Origin of the sequence: Paenibacillus sp. E222 (assembly GCF_013401555.1) — a bacterium.
Lineage (GTDB): Bacteria > Bacillota > Bacilli > Paenibacillales > Paenibacillaceae > Paenibacillus.
The window spans coordinates 1,755,349-1,774,170 of sequence record NZ_CP058552.1; the positions used below are offsets into that span (position 1 = coordinate 1,755,349).

General features: G+C 46.8%; 17 protein-coding genes and 1 riboswitch. Of the genes, 13 read left to right on the plus strand and 4 right to left on the minus strand.

All coding sequences use genetic code 11. The features are described 5' to 3' along the window. Positions 1-91: 91 nt before the first annotated feature. A riboswitch (cobalamin riboswitch) is annotated at positions 92-290 on the minus strand. Positions 291-547: 257 nt separating this feature from the next. Together nrdG and HW560_RS07820 are read right to left on the minus strand one after the other, a co-directional pair. After that, positions 548-1,057, minus strand: coding sequence for an anaerobic ribonucleoside-triphosphate reductase activating protein (gene nrdG / locus HW560_RS07815; RefSeq protein ID WP_179262661.1), 510 nt, complete (start codon positions 1,055-1,057; stop codon positions 548-550). Further along, positions 1,054-3,015 (minus strand): anaerobic ribonucleoside triphosphate reductase, encoded by a 1,962-nt coding sequence (locus HW560_RS07820; RefSeq protein ID WP_179262663.1) that lies wholly within the window; start codon positions 3,013-3,015, stop codon positions 1,054-1,056. Before HW560_RS07820 ends, nrdG begins: the two co-directional genes overlap by 4 nt. Positions 3,016-3,387: 372 nt before the next feature. Between HW560_RS07820 and HW560_RS07825 the strand changes: the two genes are divergently transcribed. Continuing rightward, positions 3,388-5,025 carry a histidine kinase dimerization/phospho-acceptor domain-containing protein gene (locus HW560_RS07825; RefSeq protein ID WP_090903401.1) on the plus strand — a complete coding sequence of 546 codons (1,638 nt, stop codon included), beginning with the start codon at positions 3,388-3,390 and terminating at the stop codon, positions 5,023-5,025. A 48-nt stretch (positions 5,026-5,073) separates the two neighbouring features. On the opposite strand, the gene HW560_RS07830 is transcribed toward HW560_RS07825, so the two are convergent. Continuing rightward, positions 5,074-6,087, minus strand: coding sequence for a LacI family DNA-binding transcriptional regulator (locus HW560_RS07830; protein ID WP_090903402.1), 1,014 nt, complete (start codon positions 6,085-6,087; stop codon positions 5,074-5,076). Between the two features lie 300 nt (positions 6,088-6,387). Here HW560_RS07830 and HW560_RS07835 point away from each other — a divergent pair, with 300 nt between their 5' ends. Together HW560_RS07835 and HW560_RS07840 are read left to right on the plus strand one after the other, a co-directional pair. Further along, on the plus strand, positions 6,388-8,034 hold the full coding sequence (locus HW560_RS07835; protein WP_179262665.1) for a cellulase family glycosylhydrolase: 1,647 nt from the start codon (positions 6,388-6,390) through the stop codon (positions 8,032-8,034). Positions 8,035-8,238: 204 nt separating this feature from the next. Next, positions 8,239-9,177, plus strand: a complete 939-nt coding sequence (locus HW560_RS07840) for an aldo/keto reductase family protein (RefSeq protein WP_063567219.1) — start codon at positions 8,239-8,241, stop codon at positions 9,175-9,177. Positions 9,178-9,321: 144 nt separating this feature from the next. Here HW560_RS07840 and HW560_RS07845 read toward each other — a convergent pair whose 3' ends face one another. Beyond that, the gene (locus HW560_RS07845; protein WP_179262667.1) at positions 9,322-10,449 is read right to left on the minus strand and encodes a GGDEF domain-containing protein; all 1,128 of its coding nucleotides are present in this window, start codon (positions 10,447-10,449) and stop codon (positions 9,322-9,324) included. Between the two features lie 275 nt (positions 10,450-10,724). On the opposite strand from HW560_RS07845, the gene HW560_RS07850 reads away from it, so the two are divergent. From HW560_RS07850 to HW560_RS07895, 10 genes are all read left to right on the plus strand, one after another. Then, positions 10,725-11,120, plus strand: a complete 396-nt coding sequence (locus HW560_RS07850) for a Fur family transcriptional regulator (RefSeq protein WP_076287495.1) — start codon at positions 10,725-10,727, stop codon at positions 11,118-11,120. After that, on the plus strand, positions 11,096-11,902 hold the full coding sequence (locus HW560_RS07855) for a winged helix-turn-helix transcriptional regulator (protein ID WP_090903405.1): 807 nt from the start codon (positions 11,096-11,098) through the stop codon (positions 11,900-11,902). Before HW560_RS07850 ends, HW560_RS07855 begins: the two co-directional genes overlap by 25 nt. A gap of 314 nt (positions 11,903-12,216) precedes the next feature. Beyond that, entirely contained in the window at positions 12,217-13,680 is a 1,464-nt protein-coding gene (locus HW560_RS07860) for a catalase (protein ID WP_179262669.1), read from the plus strand. A gap of 247 nt (positions 13,681-13,927) precedes the next feature. Beyond that, positions 13,928-14,344: a BlaI/MecI/CopY family transcriptional regulator gene (locus HW560_RS07865; RefSeq protein ID WP_076287498.1), complete on the plus strand. Its 417-nt coding sequence runs from the start codon at positions 13,928-13,930 to the stop codon at positions 14,342-14,344. A gap of 1 nt (position 14,345) precedes the next feature. Beyond that, entirely contained in the window at positions 14,346-15,206 is an 861-nt protein-coding gene (locus HW560_RS07870; protein ID WP_179262671.1) for a M56 family metallopeptidase, read from the plus strand. Between the two features lie 40 nt (positions 15,207-15,246). Further along, positions 15,247-15,657 carry a DoxX family protein gene (locus HW560_RS07875; protein ID WP_179262673.1) on the plus strand — a complete coding sequence of 137 codons (411 nt, stop codon included), beginning with the start codon at positions 15,247-15,249 and terminating at the stop codon, positions 15,655-15,657. 230 nt (positions 15,658-15,887) lie between these two features. After that, positions 15,888-16,589: a pirin family protein gene (locus HW560_RS07880; protein ID WP_179262675.1), complete on the plus strand. Its 702-nt coding sequence runs from the start codon at positions 15,888-15,890 to the stop codon at positions 16,587-16,589. A gap of 48 nt (positions 16,590-16,637) precedes the next feature. Further along, a complete protein-coding gene (locus HW560_RS07885) occupies positions 16,638-16,973 on the plus strand; it encodes a hypothetical protein (RefSeq protein ID WP_179262677.1) in 336 nt (111 codons plus the stop codon). Between the two features lie 171 nt (positions 16,974-17,144). After that, a complete protein-coding gene (locus tag HW560_RS07890; protein WP_177185831.1) occupies positions 17,145-17,291 on the plus strand; it encodes a huazacin family RiPP peptide in 147 nt (48 codons plus the stop codon). Positions 17,292-17,358: 67 nt separating this feature from the next. After that, positions 17,359-18,822 (plus strand): radical SAM protein, encoded by a 1,464-nt coding sequence (locus HW560_RS07895; protein ID WP_090903411.1) that lies wholly within the window; start codon positions 17,359-17,361, stop codon positions 18,820-18,822.

The following is an 18,822-nucleotide window of genomic DNA, read 5'->3' on the forward strand; positions in this document are numbered from 1 at the left end:
GACGACTGTGCACAAAGATAGAATGGGAAAGAACACCTGCTATAAGTCGTTGTAGCGGCTGCTCTAACACCTCCCTATCTTCCGTAGGTCATGCGATGCTGTCGAAACAGGCAGGTCTCCTGGCTTGCGGATCATGGCCATATGCATTCCTTCCCGGTGTTTACCCCAGTGGATTATATGCATAGACTCCCCGTATACAGTGGCGGGACCGCGACGGATTTGCACCGTGCTTCCCTTTTAAGCCTGACCACGCATGCAGCGCGGTCGGCACCTGTTTCCGTGTGCAGAAATGTGCGTACACATCTCCGGCTATGAAATTGGTGACCAAGCATAGATGATAGTTTGTATCATGCTGCAATCGTCGTATACTTGCTCTTATGCTACCAATCATAGACGATAACCTAAGGGCTTGCAACATATATCATTAATCCGATCGGAAATAAAATAATACTCTATGAATCCTAGATATATTGGTAGATTTGGCATTCTTAAAATGAAGCAAATCATCTCCCACGCTGTGCTTGATTCCCCTCAAATAAAAAAATCGTTACCATGCATCTAACTGCACAGTAACGATGGTCTGGCGAGCCGTTGTTGCCCCAACATCGATGATGCGCTGATTACGACTGCCGCGAAAAGGAAGTGATACATCACGCTCAGCTGCAATATAAGGTCCATCGATAATGACGTCGCATAGCCGGGATAACTCCGTCCGTGACGGGTCTGTTATCAGCTCCTCATACACAAACCCCGTGTAGGCCCATACGGTCAGATCAGGCCGAGCAGCCCGAAGCTGCCGAACCCAGGAGGCACATGCTGCGGCAGAGAAAAAAGGATCACCTCCGCATAACGTAACCCCTTCCAGCAAGGGATGCGAAGACACTTCATGCAAAATCTGCTGCTGCTGCTTCTCCGTAAATGGTTCCCCTGCACGGAAGCTCCATGAGCCGGGGCTGAAACAGCCCGGACAGGCATGGCGGCATCCGCTGATGAACAACACGGCACGCAGGCCAGGCCCCTCATTCACCGATTCCGGGATGTAACCATACAGATTCATTGATGTTTCACCCGGTCTCTCACTTCGGCTTGCTTCGCCGCATTGAAGCGCACTTTATAGTCACCGGTCAGATATCCCGTCACCCGGCGCAGCCGCTGGAAATGTACATGGTTTTCATGAGCCTCACATCCGGGACATACATCTCCAATAACGCCCTCATAGCCACAGGACGGACAGCGGTCAATCGGATGATTAATGGAGAAATACCCGATGTCCTGGGCCAGCGCGAATTGCACGATTCGTTGGAAAGCGGAGGTATTGGCCCTTACATTCCCGTCGAGTTCGACATATGAGATCGCTCCGGCATTACATAGTGAGTGGAAGGGAGCTTCCAGCTCAATCTTGCGATAGGCAGGAAGCGTATGATAGACCGGAATGTGAAATGAATTGGTGTAGTATTCCCGGTCGTTGACCCCCGCAATGACGCCATATCGCTCACGATCGATCTTGGTGAATTTGCCGGATAGACCCTCAGCGGGCGTAGCGAACAAGGTGATATTCAGGTTATGCTGCTCACTCATCCGGTCACAGAACTCTCGCATCGTACGAATGATATTCAAGGCTTCTCGATGTACATGCAGGTCTTGTCCATGGTGACGGCCATATAGAGCGGTCATACATTCCGCAAGCCCGATAAAACCAAGGGATAACGTACCATGCTTCAACAGATCGGCTACCGGTTCATTCGGAGCCAAGTGTTCACCGCCTTCCCATACCCCTTCCCGCATCATGAAGTCCGATGCTTTGGCAGGCTGGTTCGTCTGAATTCGATACCTGTGCAGCAGTCCATCCGTAGCATTGTGCATGACGGATTCCAGCGCCGTATAGAAGCCAGCCCGGTCAGCGATGGCTCTTGCGCCCTGGCAGATTCCATATCGAATGCCGAGCTTGACCAGATTGATAGTGTTAAAGGACAGATTGCCTTTGCCGCTCTGACGATTGCGTCCGAAGCGATCAGCCAGTGTGCGTGTCCGGCATCCCATCGTCGCAATGATCGTATCGGGATCTTCCGGTTGATAATAGGGCAGGTTGAAGGAAGCATCCACATTGACAAAGTTCGGATACATGCGCCGTGAGGAGCAGGTCACAGCAAGCCGGAACAGATCGTAATTCGGATCTCCCTCCGATTGGTTAATTCCTTGCTTGCATTGGAAAATATGCTGAGGGAACACGGGTGTTTCCCCGTTACCAAGTCCACGAATGGTCGCTTCCAGCAACGACCGGGATACGAGTCGACCTTCGGCTGAAGTACAGAGTCCGTAGTTCAGCGAAGTGAACGGAATCTGTCCGCCAGCACGACTGCTCATGGTGTTCAGGTTATGGATCAGGGACTCCGCAGCTTGCCCGGTCTCCAGTTCCGTTTCTTCACAGGCAAAGGCAAAGGCTCGTGCACACTTCTTCTTCGCTTCATCACTATCCAGATGCAGCTGCTCATCCTCAATTCGGTCATTCTCTCCAAACAGACGTTGCCCCTTCCGGTAATGCTTACGGAACGAACGCTTCACATAAGGTGCGAGATCCCAATCGATTTTATTGGCGGATACACCGCCGTACTGGCTGTTCTGCTGGGATTGAAAAATAATGGCGACCAGTGCCATGGCAGACATGATCGTCTGTGGGGTACGAACCGAACCGTTGCCGGTATTGAATCCGGAGGCCAGCAGCCGATCAAACGGAATAAAGATACAGTTAGTCGTTCCAAGAGCATACTGATCCAGATCGTGTACATACAGATCCCCGTTCTCTACAGCTAGCGCGAGTTCCTTAGGCAGTACATGACGCAGAGCATGCCACTTGGCGGTCTCCGAACCGAGCCTGCTCATCTTGCCGCTGAACGAGTCTCCGTTCAGATTGGCATTCTCCCTTAGCGTATCGGCGTCCTCAGCACCTATAATTCGTCTTCCCAGGTCAGATAGCAGGTCGGATGCCGGTGGAGAGGCATACTCAAGCATGTTCATGTCAGTTCCTCCTAAAATAATAAAATTGAAATGTATGGGATAATGTCCATTCATTGAACACTACATGTAGAGTTTCTTTATCCATTTATAAACTATATATTGTTATTTTGGTGTGATAATGATCACATGTGAGTGGCTGATCGTTCGTCATGATTCATCGCTCAGAATGATAGAGGTTTTCAAAGCTGGAGGGTAAGCGTATAATTTCTATTTACCGTGTAATTACAGTTGACGATGCTTAGAAGTAGATAGAAAACTTTATATATGTATAGGTTGTGACCACTTTTTCGCAACTTTTGAACCCTCGTTAATGGATTGAATCATACAGTGCACTATGAATTGAAAATGCAGCTAAGACAAGAGGGGTGAATCATGGGAACGGTAGGTGTTACAAGGGGCTTCTATGAAAATATACAGGAAGCCGCGTCCCATATTGTAGACGTATTAAGCGGCATCTTAAAAGTGAACACCATTTTTGTTGCCACGAACGATGGAGTGACCAATGTTATTATGGAAGCTTTTAACCGCGAGGAAGAGTTGGTCGCCAAAGGTAGTAAACTTCCATTTGAAGCGTCATACTGCAGCCTGGTCTTAAGAGATAAGGGCAGCAGTCTGATCATTACGGATACATGTGAACATCCTCTTACGAAAACCATGGACGTAACAAGCGGACTGGGCAATCGTTACTTTGTGGGGATTCCTATTATGCGGAGGTCAGGGGAAACGTTCGGCACGATCTGCCTCATGGATGATCCCGATTATGTGATTAGTGAAACGGATATGAAAACACTGCAAGCCATGGCCGTTTTTCTCGGGTATGTCGTGGATCTGGAAGATACGCTGCAAGTTCAGGAACAGAAGCTGAGTCATTCGGAGCAACTGCAAGAGCAATTGCAGGCAGAGAAGGAACGTGCGGAGTCTGAGGCGTTGACCAAGACACAGATGCTGTCGCTGATGAGCCACGAAATTCGTAACCCGCTGAACGGCATTCTGGGATTAACGGATCTGATGCGTACACCGGATATGTCGGACGAGCAGATAGAATATGTGAATATGATCGAAACCAGCGGGAACATTCTGCTCTCCCTGCTCAATAACATGATGAGTTTTAACGTCAATGACGCAGGCCAAACGGTTGTGCATGATGATCCATTCGATCTGGTCGCCACGATTGAAAATACCGTTTATCTCTACGCGGGACTGGCGCTGAGCAAGAACATTGAGCTGGGTTTGAACCTTGATCTGAACGTATCTCAGGTTTTCGTCGGGGATGAAATAAAGATCGGACAACTATTGGCCCATGTCATGCAGTATGCCCTAGATTCAACACGGACAGGCTCCGTATTGGTTACGGCAACCGTAGCTGGTGGAGATACAGAAGAGGCGGGTACGCTTCTACTCCATGTGAAGTACACTGGCCGCATGTTGTCTTCGGACAAAAAGCTTAGATCATTTAACAGTTTGGACGGAAATATAAGTACACAGAAGCTGGTAGGGACCAATCTCGGTTTGGCGGTCAGCCAGAATCTTGCCATCCTTATGAATGGGCGTATTCAGGTACATGGTATGGGCGACAAGGAGACAGAATTCGAAATTAGACTGCCGCTCCGCAGACATTGGGAACTGCCTCAGCTTGCCAATATTCAGCATCGACTGAAGGGCAAAAAGGTGCTGCTTGCCAAGGATCCTGACATTCTGCAAGGGGCCTCATCCCTGATGCGCAGATGGGAGATGGATGTGCACATGACCTCGGTTACAACCGAGGCGTACGACTGGATTCAGGGGGGCTTTAAACCGGACGTGGCTGTTGTGGATATGGGACTGCTGGAGGGCGGCGCTGTGGATTTTGTACACAAGCTGAAACGCCTGGTTACAGATTCACCAGTTATTGTTCTGATTCCGTATGGCATGCATATCGATTCGCATGAAGCGGAAGTCTTCGATGCGGTCCTGACCAAGCCGGTGAAGCAGGCTGATTTGTTAAATGCATTAAGCATCATTGTGCATTAAAAACATGAGAACATAGTTTAAATTAGGCGCACCTTTCACGGGTGCGCTTTATGTTGTTATTTTGAAGGACGAGGACCCTCGAACAAGCAGCTCTGAGTCGACTTTAAAGACACGTTTGTCCTGAAATTCATTCGTATTCATCGTGTCAATCATCTTCTCCATAAGAATGGCTCCCATCGTATACTTGGGCTGGTTCACCGAACTTAGCGTAGGATGGATGTATTTGCTGATTCGATTGTTGTCCACACCTACGATAGCCAATTGCTCGGGAATGCGTATTCCGTATTCCGTACATGCCTTGTAAACGCCTAGAGCCATTTCATCATTAGCCGCATATACAGCGGTGAAGGACAGGCCTTTGTTAAACAGTCTTTTGATAGCCTCGTACCCGCCTTCCTCATTAAAGTTCCCATTCTCGATCAATTCGGGACGGAACGGAATCTGGTGATTGCGCAGGGCCTTCAAATAACCTTCAAGTCGTTCATAGCTGTCGATCGCTTCAGGATAACCGTTTAAGAAAACGATATTTCGATGTCCGGCCTCAACGAGATGCTGAACAACTTCCTGGGAGAATTTCACGTTGTCCGTATATATACACGGGATCTGATCATGTTCGATGTATTTGCCAACGATGCCAATGCGATAGCCTTTATCTGCAAGCTGGAATAATTCCTCATCCGCCAGCATGGGCGTGATAATGATAACACCGTCTATGGTCCGATCCAGCAGTAAATTAAGATAATCAACTTCTCGCTCTTTCTGGTTATGGGCATCACATATAATGACCTTGTAGTGTCGGGCGTAGGCGATATTCTCAATGCCTTTGATAATTTCGGCATAATAGGAGTTGTTGATGTCCGGAACGATGACGCCAATCGTCATGGTTCTCTGTGAACGAAGGTTTTTGGCTGCTGCGTTGGGGTGATATCCCAATTGCTCGATGGCGCGCATCACCTTATCTTTGGTTTTGGTGCTAACTTTGCTGTGCTGATTAATGACCCGCGATACGGTTGCCGGGGACACACCTGCAATGGCAGCTACATCAATGATTTTGACATCCATATTCTTCACAACTCCAAATAAGTGATTGACAATTAATTCAAATTCATTATAATTCCAATTGAAAACGATTACAAGTTATAACCGATTGAAACAATAATTGGGATAGTGCAGGAATAAAGGGTTTAACGTTCAACAAAATGTAATCGATTTCACTATCCCTTGGTTGTGATAAATAGCGGGGTCATCTTTGGATCGTACCGCTCGTACCCGCTGTTTCTATAGCATTACGTTACTCGTCGTGAGTGCTGCATCCTGGTTCAGTCATACCTCAAAATATGACCATTTAAGGGAGGCGTCAACATGTTGAAGAAGAGCACCATCATGCTATTGTGCAGCTGTCTGCTGCTTGGACTGCTGGTTTCGGCCGTAGGTTCACCGAAGGCAAGTGCGGCTTTTGGACCAGGGGATTTCCTGAAGGCTAACGGGACAGTTGTCCGTAATAATTCGGGTACAGGCAGCGTGGTAAACCTGCGTGGAACAAATTTGGGTGGGTGGCTGCTGCAGGAAGAATGGATGACGCCATCCGGCGCGGTAGATGAATACACGCTGCGTCGCACGTTGACGAATCGTTTTGGAGAATCGGGTGCACAGAGCCTGATCAATGGATATCAGGACAACTGGATTCAGGCTGGTGATCTGGATAACATCAAGAGCTGGGGCATGAACGTTGTGCGTGTGCCGATCTATTGGGAGGATTTTATGAACACCAGCGGTGTCATGAAGCCTGATTCGGTTACGTTCCGCAAGCTGGATTGGCTGATTGATGAAGCGGGCAAACGGAACCTGTATGTCATTCTCGATCTGCACGGTGCACCGGGAGCAGCCTGTCCATGGCATTCCTGCGGTCAGGAGAATTCTAACCAACTGTGGACCAACTCTACATACCAGAACTGGACGATTCAGATCTGGGAACGGATGGCGACACGTTACAAAGGCAATCCAACCGTTGCCGCGTACGACCTGCTCAATGAACCTCTCGTAACGATGGGAACAGGTGAAAATGCAGCTCAAATCAAACAAAAAATGGATTTCTATGACCGGATGTACAAAGCCGTCCGTGCCAAGGATGCCGATCACATGATCATCATCGCGGCATTCTTCGACTGGTGGGCAGCTTCACCACCAACAACTTATGGCTGGACGAATGTGATGTATCAGACGCATCATTATCAATTCACGGATTATAACAATTGGGATCTGACCAATTCGGAGATGGATCGCTGGCTGAAGGATATGGCGTCCTATCAGAAGAATTGGAACGTTCCGGTGTTAGCGGGCGAGTTCTCGTTTGGTCAGGATGATCTGACCGAGAAGTGGCTGTCTGGTCTGAATGCACTGAATGCTTCATGGACGAACTGGAGTTATAAGGTTAAAGGGGGCGGAACCTGGGGCTATTACAATAATAACAACAATCCGGCACCTAACCTGAATACGGACAGCGCGGCAACGATTGCTTCCAAATGGAGCAAGTTCACAACGGCGAACTTTGCCTCTAATACCTCGTTCCAGAATGTGGTCAAGAAGCATACGGGAACGGCTCCCTTCACAGAGACATGGTCCAGTCTGAAAGCCAACGCCAATGGCACTTTTGTCAGCGCAGAGAATGGCGGTGCAGATGCTCTGGTAGCCAATCGGGACACTGCCGGACATTGGGAACGATTCAAAATCATCCAGAATTCAGATGGAACGGTATCTTTGCTGTCGATGAGCAATATCAAATATGTGCAAGCTGATTTGAATAATGGCGGGCGCTTGATTGCCTCAGCCACGTATCCATCTACATGGGAGAAGTTTACCCGTGAAGAGCTGGGCGGGGGACTGGTTGCCTTTAAATCCGTGGCGAACGGTAAATATGTCAGTGCAGATCTGAATAACGGGGGCGTGCTGTACGCCAATCGTAACGCCGTGGGCGGAGCATGGGAACAATTTATCGTAACAGCTAACTAAGTCAAACTAGCGTGCATTCATTAGAATGTGGTGACTAGGTAATATTTAATGTGCATCGTGGCTCCGCTCATGCAGCGGAGCTTTTCATATGCAACCTTATCTATTTGCCAAATTCTTCACCAAAGCCCTTTTAATCCGAGCCGAATACGATACAATAGAAAGGGAACTTCATCATTAATCAGTTTAGAGGAGGATGTGCATTCAATGGAATACCGTAGATTGGGTGGAAGCGGACTGAAAGTAAGCGAGATCAGCCTGGGTAGCTGGCTGACATACGGAGGATATGTGGAACGTGAAAACGCGGTGAAATCAATTGAAGCCGCATTCGATGAAGGTATCAACTTTTTCGATACAGCCAATGTGTACGAGCGGGGTGCAGCAGAGGAACTGCTGGGGCAGACGTTGAAAGCGTATTCCCGCGATTCATATGTGCTAGCAACCAAGGTTTTTGGCAAAATGGGTGACGGTCCAAATGACCAAGGGTTATCCCGTAAACATATTAAGGAACAATGCGAAGCCAGCTTGCAACGGCTGGGTGTTGATTATGTAGACATATATTATTGCCATCGCTATCATACCGAAACACCGATTGAAGAGACACTGCGAGCACTGGACGATCTGGTGCGTCAAGGCAAGGTGCTCTACGTAGGTGTTAGTCAGTGGACCGCGGCACAGATGGAAGCTGCGTTGGGTACCGCTGATCGCCTGCTGCTGGATCATATCGTGGTGAACCAGCCGGTATACAACATGTTTGACCGTTACATTGAAAGTGAAATCATTCCGCTGGGTGAGCGTAAAGGTATTGGACAAGTCGTCTACTCCCCGCTGGCGCAAGGCTTGTTGACCGGGAAATACACTTCGGTGTCCGATATTCCTGAGAACAGCCGCGCAGCGAAGCTTGGCTGGGATGAAGGGAAAATTAACGCTGATCGGATCGGCAAGGTTCGCCAGTTGATTGAAGTGGCGGACAAGCTGGACCTGAAGGTCGGTCAATTGGCTCTGGCGTGGATTCTGCGCCAGAATAACGTCTCGAGTGCGCTTGTAGGGGCAAGCCGCCCTGAACAGGTGAAAGAGAACGCAGCCGCTTCCGGCGTGAAGCTGGATGCTGCCATCGTTGAAGAAATCGAACAAATCTTAGCTTAAGCAAACTCAGTCAAACTCGGCCGCACAGGTGGCTTTTGTACCCGTAAGCGAGTTGAGTTGAATGATTGCAAAATGGGTGAGAGAAGAAAGGGATGTCCTGGCAAGCCGAACAGGCTGCGGGGACATCCCTTTTTGGGTTTGAGATTAGAATGGGCTTTGGCGGCCGGGGAGTGACCTGGAACGCAGCGGAATGGCACATACCCGGTTTCGGCCTGTATTCTTGGCTTCATATAATGCACGGTCTGCCTGTTCAAAGAAATCGTTATCATCCCGGTCGTCACAGTGATCTGGAAAAACAGCGACTCCGATCGAGATGGTCAGCCGGATTGTATTGCCATCAGGCAGAGCGAAATGGTATTTCTCAACCGATTGTCTGATTGACTCGGCAATGGCCAAGGCCTGATGATGACCACAATCGAGCAATAGTATAGCGAATTCCTCGCCTCCGTTTCGAGAGACGATATCCGCCGAACGGGAATGCTCAATGAGCAATTGTCCGAGCTGTTTCAGGACCGCATCACCTGAAGTATGGCCGAAGGTATCATTTACTTTTTTGAACCGGTCAATGTCGATGACCAATAGCGATAGTTTTTGCTTGTACTCACGTGCCCGTTCCAGTTCAAGCTCAAGTGATTTCTCAAATTGCCTGCGATTACTGAGGTTGGTAAGATGGTCTGTGGTTGCTTTTCGTTCAAGCAGGAACAACATCTCATTGGATTTATTAATGAATTCTGCGATGAAATAGATAAAGATTCCACCGACAAAAGAAATGGTCATCTGTAACGGATATACTTTCATTAATGAGTTCATGCTGGTTGTATTCAGCATCAGGATCACAAAGATCAGCGTCATACCCAGCAGGTTCATGGTAATAATCTTGGTTAATCGGGACCAGGGAGCATAGGCAAAATATACACCGGACAATCCGATGATTGTCATGACAAATGCTGCATCGATGGCAGCAGAGGACATTCCAAACATGACAATACGCAGGATGGAAATGACGAGCCCCGAGATGACAGAAGCCAGTCCTCCTAAATATACGGCTGCTGTGACGATAGCCAAATGACGCAAATCCACAATGGTCGTTTCATTCAAAGGAAAGGAATAGTTCATCAGTACAGTTCCATAGATCCCGAACAGCAGACCACCAATCATCTGAATACGCATTGAGGGAAAGGGAACACGGATACGATAGAATTTGGCTACGATTCCGGACACATACATGAACGTGATCATAACACAGAGATTGACAAAAAACGTGCTTAGCAACCAGCATCCCCCCTTTAGCGCACATTACTATATTTTAGCTGAAAAGCAGTCTAGTAGCGAACCATATTATCCCAAATGGGAGAGGTGGATACGGAGAAGAGCCTTGGTTATCGCTATTCATGAATAAAATAGTCGGATATTGACTTCATTATACAATGAGATTTATACTTAATCTAAATCAAAATTGATTTTGATATTTCCGGGAATCATAGCAATCAGCAGATTGCTGTGTCATCTTATATACTATTGAATGGGTAAATAAAGGAGAATTGCTGGTGAGAACTCTAAATCTGACGATACAGCGTCAAGCTGTTTATGATGTAGTCCGTCATTCGGAAGACCATCCAACGGCAGCAGAAGTGATGAACCGTCTGGTGGAGCAAGGTTATAATTTGGCTTATGGTACAGTATATAATTCGCTCCGATATTTGACAGATAAAGAATTGATTCGAGAGCTCAAGTTGGGCGAGACAGCCAGTCGTTATGACGCCCGCATGGACGAACATCAACATATTATGTGTGAAGTATGCGGCAAGGTGGATGAAGTCATGACGGAAGTTCCTCCGCAATGGATGAAGCAAGTCGCGGAGGAAACCGGATATGCGATTGATCACGCTCATGTGGTCTTTGGAGGTGTCTGCGCGGAATGCAGAAACAAACGGGTCAAGTAAAAATCAACCTGTCCGGTCGTCGTTTGCCGCTCCGGGTCAAGCCTGCCCTGACAGATCCAACTCCTCTTGTGGATAATTGCCCGGTTACAAGACGGGTCATTCTGATCAGTCCGATGCCCGGCCAAGTACATGAGCTGGTTAAGGCACTTACGGATAGCTGCTTCGATGTGCTGGTGTTCCACCGCTGGGAGCCTGATTTGCATGAACGGCTTGTATTTGATCTGTTGATCTATGACCTGTCTGTTGCTGGAACGATTGATGCTTTTGCGGGCATCAGCAGCCGTTTGAATCGTGAAGCGGAACATGCAACACCCTGTCTGTATCTGGTGGGGGAGAAGATGATTGGCAGTGCCAGTGGCCCGATGCTTCAGGAGGAATTACTGGTCTGGCCGGCACGTCCGCAGGAAGCGTTGTATCGTGTGCAACGCATGATCGGTAATAGCCCTGCAGCACCGAAACGCGGATTTCTTCCACAGGAAGGCCAACGCATCGGGTTCAAGGATTTATGGCTGGATCGTGAGCGGATGAGCGTGCACCGGAATAATGACCGCATTCACCTGACCAAGACAGAGTATGATCTGCTGCTGAAGCTGATTGATGCCAAAGGTGCAGTGATTTCCCGTGAGGAGATGCTCAGCGATATTTGGGAGACTGATTTTACGGGTGGAAGCAATGTGGTGGATGTTCATATCAAAAGCTTGCGCAAAAAACTTGGCGATAACGCGGCTTCGCCTCAATATATCGTAACGGTAAGAGGAGTGGGCTACCGCCTGGCGGATTAGTCCGCTTTTTTTTGTGCACACATGATGCTGTTCATGTCACTCCTATGCGGGTATATCCAATAGATAGAGTAGATCAAACCATTCGGAATGGATCAACGCTCATTTTTCTCCAAGCTGATGTTCATGTTTCATTCATGAAACGGGCAAGAAACTCATCTTAATCTCATACGAACCTCATGCAAGAGGCAAGTGGGACATGTTAGAATCAATTTAACAGTTAGATCAAGTCTAAATGTATATTTAAACCGATGGTGAATATGATTTTAATAGAGTATATACAGCAGGCATGAGACCAACATAAGGAGGATAAAGATATGACAGAACGCTTGACAACCAATCAGGGCGCACCCGTAGGTGACAACCAAAACTCCCGTACCGCAGGAAGAAGAGGCCCCACATTACTTGAGGATTATCATCTGCTTGAGAAGATCGCACACTTTGACCGTGAGCGTATTCCGGAACGGGTCGTTCATGCGAGAGGCGCCGGTGCACATGGCGTGTTTACACTGGAGAAGAGCATGAAGGCTTATACAACAGCGGACTTCTTGCAAGAACCAGGCACTGAGACGGATGTACTGGTGCGGTTCTCGACCGTCATTCACGGTACAGGTTCACCGGAGACAGCACGTGATCCACGTGGATTTGCCGTGAAGTTCTACACCCGGGAAGGGAACTATGATATTGTGGGGAACCACTTACCCGTCTTTTTCATCCGTGATGCCATAAAGTTCCCGGATATGGTTCATTCCCTGAAGCCTGCGCCGGATACGAATATCCAGGACCCTGCACGCTACTGGGACTTCATGACACTATCTCCCGAGTCGACTCATATGATGACCTGGTTGTTCTCCGATCTCGGCACACCAGCAAGTTATCGTGAAATGGATGGATTCGGCGTACACGCCTTCAAATGGATTAATGCTCAGGGGCAAGTCCATTATGTGAAATACAAGTGGGAATCGGCTCAAGGCGTACGAGGCTTCTCGCGTCAAGAGGCGGCTGAGGTGCAAGGACAGGATTTCAACCATGCCACCCGGGATTTGCACGAGCATATCAAAAACGGCCAATACCCGCAGTGGAAGCTGCAGGTACAACTGTTGAAGCCGGAGCAGATGGATGATTTCGCCTTCGATCCGCTCGACCCAACCAAGACTTGGCCGGAAGATGTACTGCCATTCCAGACGATTGGAACCATGACGTTGAATCGTAATCCACAGAACTTCTTCGCAGAAGTGGAGCAGGCAGCTTTTTCACCAAGTGCTCTGGTGCCTGGGATTGAGCCTTCTGAGGATAAATTGCTGCAAGGCCGTCTGTTCTCCTATCCGGATACACAGCGCCACCGGCTTGGACCGAACTATTTGCAGATTCCGGTGAACTGCCCTTATGCTCCGGTTCGCAATCATCAGCGTGATGGATTCATGAATGTGAATCAGGACCCGTCTCCGGTAAACTATGAACCGAACAGCTCGGGCAGCAGCCCGGAGGAAGCACCTGAATATCGCGACAGTCAAGCTCCGTTACAGGGTCATGTTACGCGTGAGAAAATTGAGAAGACCGATAACTATACGCAGTCAGGGGAGTTGTTCCGTTCATTCACGGCGGTTGAGCAGGAGCATTTGCTTGATAACCTGATCAATGACCTGAAGGCCGTACCGGAACAGACCCAGCTGCGTGCCTTGTGCCATTTCTTCCAGGCAGACGGACAGCTCGGTGGTCGTTTGGCCCATGGACTGGGTGTGGACATCTCCGCATTTATGCCATCACAGGATCGTAAATAAATAAAGCACTGATTTCATCATTATTTCAGAAATGAATAATCGATTTATGAATGAGGCCGGGTGAGACTGCAGAATAGCAGACCTCCCGGTCTTTAGGCATTTTTTTACTTATAATCAGACCTTGTGCATCCAAATAATATTCTGAAATGGAAAACATATTTACAAATCATTTACAATAAATAGCTGACATAGAGGTTGACTTCTCGTTTGTTGGCACTACAATGGGTAGTGTGAGGGGTGTCTGAACATGAGAATACACAATTTTAAAGTGGGTGAGCGTGGGCTGAACCGGTTTTTCGGTCCGCTGGAGGCGAAGATCATGGACATTTTATGGGCGCGCCCAGGCAGCAGCATTCGCGAAGTGCAAACCGCACTAGAAAAAGATAAAGACGTTAATTTCAATACAGTCATGACGGTGATGAATCGTCTCGTGGACAAGGAGCTGCTCCACAAGTCACAGAAGGGCCGAACGTCACTGTACCATCCGGTGCAGAGCAGGGAGGAATTTATGAACGACCAATCCAAGGAATTGTCACATGAGCTGGTGGATGAATTCGGGGTACTTGCTGTGAATCACATGCTGGATGCGCTGGATGAAGCAGATGCAGGGTTGATTGAGCGTCTGGAGCAGAAGATTAAGCAATGGAAAAAGGATAGCGATTGACATGTGGAAGGCCCGCTCGAAGCTGTTGTTTACCGTTGGGTTTGGCATTCCGTTATTCGTGTTCATGCAGATGTTCATGTACGCGATGTACAAAATATTCGGTTGGGACATTCCGTTTAACTTGCTCTGGCTATGTAATCACTGGATGAGCAGGCTGGGCTGGTTATCCATAGGGCATGTTCTTATGGCACTGGTGCTCCTGACGTTTGCTGGTACAGGCTGGCTGCTGTTTGATCGCATGATCAAGACACGTGCAGCGGTACGGAAGCTTCGGTCAATGGAAGATAGGGCCATGTCTCGGAAACTTGAGGCGAGGTACCGTCATCTGAGACAACCTGGATTCATTGTGGTGGACAAGCCGTCTCCAGTTGCATTTACGATTGGTTTGTGGAAACCCTGTATAGTGCTTTCCACAGGGCTGCTCACGATGCTGGATGCTGAAGAAGAACGAGCGGTTGTGTACCATGAGGTGCATCATCTGTGGCATCGTGATCCACTCAAGACGACATTGCTGTCGGTATTTTCCGTCATGATGCCTTATATTCCGGTGTTGAAGCATACTTCAAAACAATACAGTATCATTAGAGAAATTCTGGCTGACAATGAAGCGATTGAACGTACAGGGAACGCTGCGGGCATCGGTAGTGCACTGCTCAAACTGATCCGGGCTTGCCCTGAACCTTGGAGAATCAGAGAGACAGCTATACAATCATCTTTTGCCGATACTTCGGTGAATGTGCGGATTTCCCGTCTATTAGACCCGGAACAGGATGTTGCGCTGACGCTTCCCCGCTATGCGGTATTTATTTCTGCCACAGTGATTCTGCTGCTGTCTGTCTTGTTTGTTTGGTCAATTGGGTGAAATGTAACGTTGAACTTAAACTCCAAGGAGGAAGATGAATATGAATAGAAGTGTGGAGATTGGTTTGTTTTTCTCAAGGATTATGATTGGTCTCATCTTTGTATTACATGGTTGGAGCAAATTCCAAGGTGGAATTAGCGGTACAGTTGGATTCTTTGAAAGTATCGGCATTCCTGGTTTTCTCGCATCGGTTGTCGCAATCATTGAGCTGGTGGGTGGCGCAGCCATGATTCTGGGATTGGGAACACGTGTATTTGCTGCATTGTTCATCGTCGTGATGGGCGGGGTTCTGCTTACTGCCAAAGTGGGACAGCCGTTCTTGAGTGGTACCGAGTTCGATTACCTGCTGCTGGCGGGTTCATTGACACTACTCTTTACAGGCAGCCGTTTTCTGGCGGTGGATCATTTCTTCTCCAGACAAGGGAACGCTCGGCAGAACGTTAGTGCATAACAGATCTATTATCATCCAATAGGGATGGATAACAAGTTCGTTCAAGCAGGTATATCCTGCATACAAGCCTTTTCTCGCTAGTTCGGGATACGCGTAATTATTCGTGTGAACCGTTCGAACCGGGAAAAGGCTTTTTGATTTTGTTTTGGACGACTAGCCCATCGATTTGGTACAATGAGAATAAGTATGCTACTAAGAAAAAATAAGAGAACATATAGGAGGATGCCTTTATGATTAACGTCATTCCATCCGATTCCCGCTCCAGCTTCGACCGGGGCTGGCTGCGCGGCAATCACAGCTTTTCCTTTGGTGAATATCAGGACCCGGAGAATACTGCGTTTGGACCCATGCGGGTAGCTAACGACGATATAATTGCTCCTGGTCGTGGTTTCGGGGCACACCCGCATAGTGATATGGAGATTGTGTCTATCGTGCTGAACGGGAAGCTGCGTCATGAAGATAACCTGGGCAATGTGGCTGTTACATCATTTGGTGGAATTCAGCGCATGTCAGCAGGCAGTGGCATGATCCATACCGAACACAATGCCTCCGATTCTGAAGAAGTGCGTATACTTCAGCTCTGGTTCATGCCACATACGAAAGGGCTTGAGCCTTCTTATGAGACAACTTCTTTTGATCCAGACGCGCTTGCGGGAGCACTGGTACCTGTGGTATCCCCTGAAGGTGGGGCGCGTATCGCATCCATTCAACAGGATATGACCATCTATCTTGGCCGATTGGCTGCAGGCCAGACATTAACATATGAACAGGCGGAAGATCGCCGCATGTACATTTTTGCTATTGAAGGCAAGCTTGGCTTGAACGGAGAGTATCAGCTAAATGAAGGAGATACGGCTCGTGTGGAACAGACGACATCCATGAATCTGGATGCAAGCGAGGACGCTTTCTATATGTTGATCGATCTGCCCTAGATTACTGAAATGCAATGAAACTCCAAGATCAAAGGAGGATGTACTTTTATGACGCAGCAGGAATGGTTCATGGTTAAGCATGCAGTGACTGGTCTAGGACTGGTGAACAGCAAAACAGATTCGATGTCTTATCGTTATCAAAGAGAAGGCACCGGATTTGTTTTTACCGTTACGGGTCTGGAACAACAAGTGGTAGATAGCATTATGGAGCTTAGACAGGAGCTCAACGTGTTTCGCTTTGTACAGCGCAAAGATCAGCCCTTGGTGAAGCACTGGTATTACGTTCAGGGAGACCGGGTGCAGTATGATGGAGAAAGCCACACATTGACGATATATGCGGATTCTGAAATCCGCTATGTCCCTGAAGATTATTTTGCCGACTAACTAAAATAATGAACAAAAAAATGGCTCTTAAATCCACTAGGGCCATTTTTTTATTCTATTGATTATAATTGATAAAATGTAAAAAAAATCATAGTTCAAGTAAATGGTTGGTTGTAAAATTATAACCAGAAATTGCAATTTCTTTGATTAAATTTACTTATATTAAATAAAATGAGAGGAGTGTTAAGTGTGGCTGTATTATTTTGTCAAGTGAAGTGTGTAGGTACCTGTGCAGCAGCTTGTGCTGCTGACCTAGTATCGCCGGTTGCAGATGTGTTTGGCTTTGCTGCAGGGGAAGCAAGATTTTTTAGCATGTAATATGGAGGCGTAGGAACGTTGTGGGCCCGGCGTTCCTTTTCATGATTGTCTTAAAGGAGGAGCATAGATGATTACATTTCTATCTAAACCGCTACTTTTTAAAACAGAGAGTGCTCATTATTGTTTTGATAACAGTACGAGAATTGTAATACCTTTACAACAAAAAGAACAAGATTTTCTGCAAAGAATGGATTGTGGATCTCAAGTGGAGAATTCGTACTTTCTTCATAATAACCTCAAAAGCCTGCTGGCTAAAATAAAGAAGTACAATCTGTTTCAAACGGATTTTCACATGCCTTACATAGACAAAGCATACATTGAAAACAAACTGGAGACAGAGGGAATTGCCCACTTATGTCTTATAGTTACAGATTCCTGTAATTTAAGATGTAAGTATTGTATCTACTCTGACCATTACCTTTTTACAAAAGGCTATTCAAATAAGTTTATGGACTCTTCTACTGCCTTCAAAGCAGTGGATTATTTTATGCATGTAAATCTAAAGAGTATTCAAAATAACCCCAATCTAAGTATTTCTCTCGGATTCTATGGAGGAGAACCACTGTTAAATTGGGAATTAATGAAAGGAACTGTTGAATATGTGCGAAATAAATATACGGAATTTTTTAAGAATATTAGCTTCTCGTTAACAACAAACGCTTCCTTGCTAACTGAGTCCAAGATACGTTATATGTTGGAGAATAATTTTTCAATATCAGTTAGTTTAGATGGTGATCGTGAAAATCATGATAGGAATAGAGTTACGCTTAACAATAAGGGAACCTTTGATTTGGTCTTCAAAAAATTGAATTTATTAGAGAAAATGTATAGAGAATACTTAGACAAAGGAGATACACCACTTCCTTATGGGATTCTAGTTACTTTTGACAATTTGACTCATTTTAAACAATTGGACGATTTTTTTGAAAAAAACAAAGAAATGGATATCCGCATTCAGAGAGTTAATAGGGTAAGTGATTTAAATACTGAGTACTATAATGGAGTATCCCAGTCAGACCAGAGTCATCTGAAAGAAAGAGAGCGATTCATTAGAGACTTGATTGAAGCTAGTAAGTGTGAAAGGTTTGAATCTGAGGCAACAAATTTTTCAAAAACTATATTGAAAAGTATTATATTTGAACCGATGATGAATCTCGCCTACAACGATAATCTCATGCGAGGAGGTTGTATTCCAGGTATTCATAAACTTGCTGTAGACTCTGATGGGAAGTTTCACATGTGTGAAAAGATTAATCCGCATTATCCTGTTGGAGATGTCAATACAGGATTGGACTTCTCAATGCAGGCTAAATATATGAACCAGTTTTTTGAAAGCCTCAGTGAATGTAATAATTGCAACCTGAAGAACATATGTAATCTGTGCTATGTTACAACGGAAACAGATGGTAATGGCTTTAAACTTAAAGAAAATTTTTGCAGGAAATTTAGAGAGGGCATTCTAAATTCTTTGTCTACTTATTATTCAATCATGGAGACTAATCCAAATCTGTTCATGGAAATAAGAGAGTAG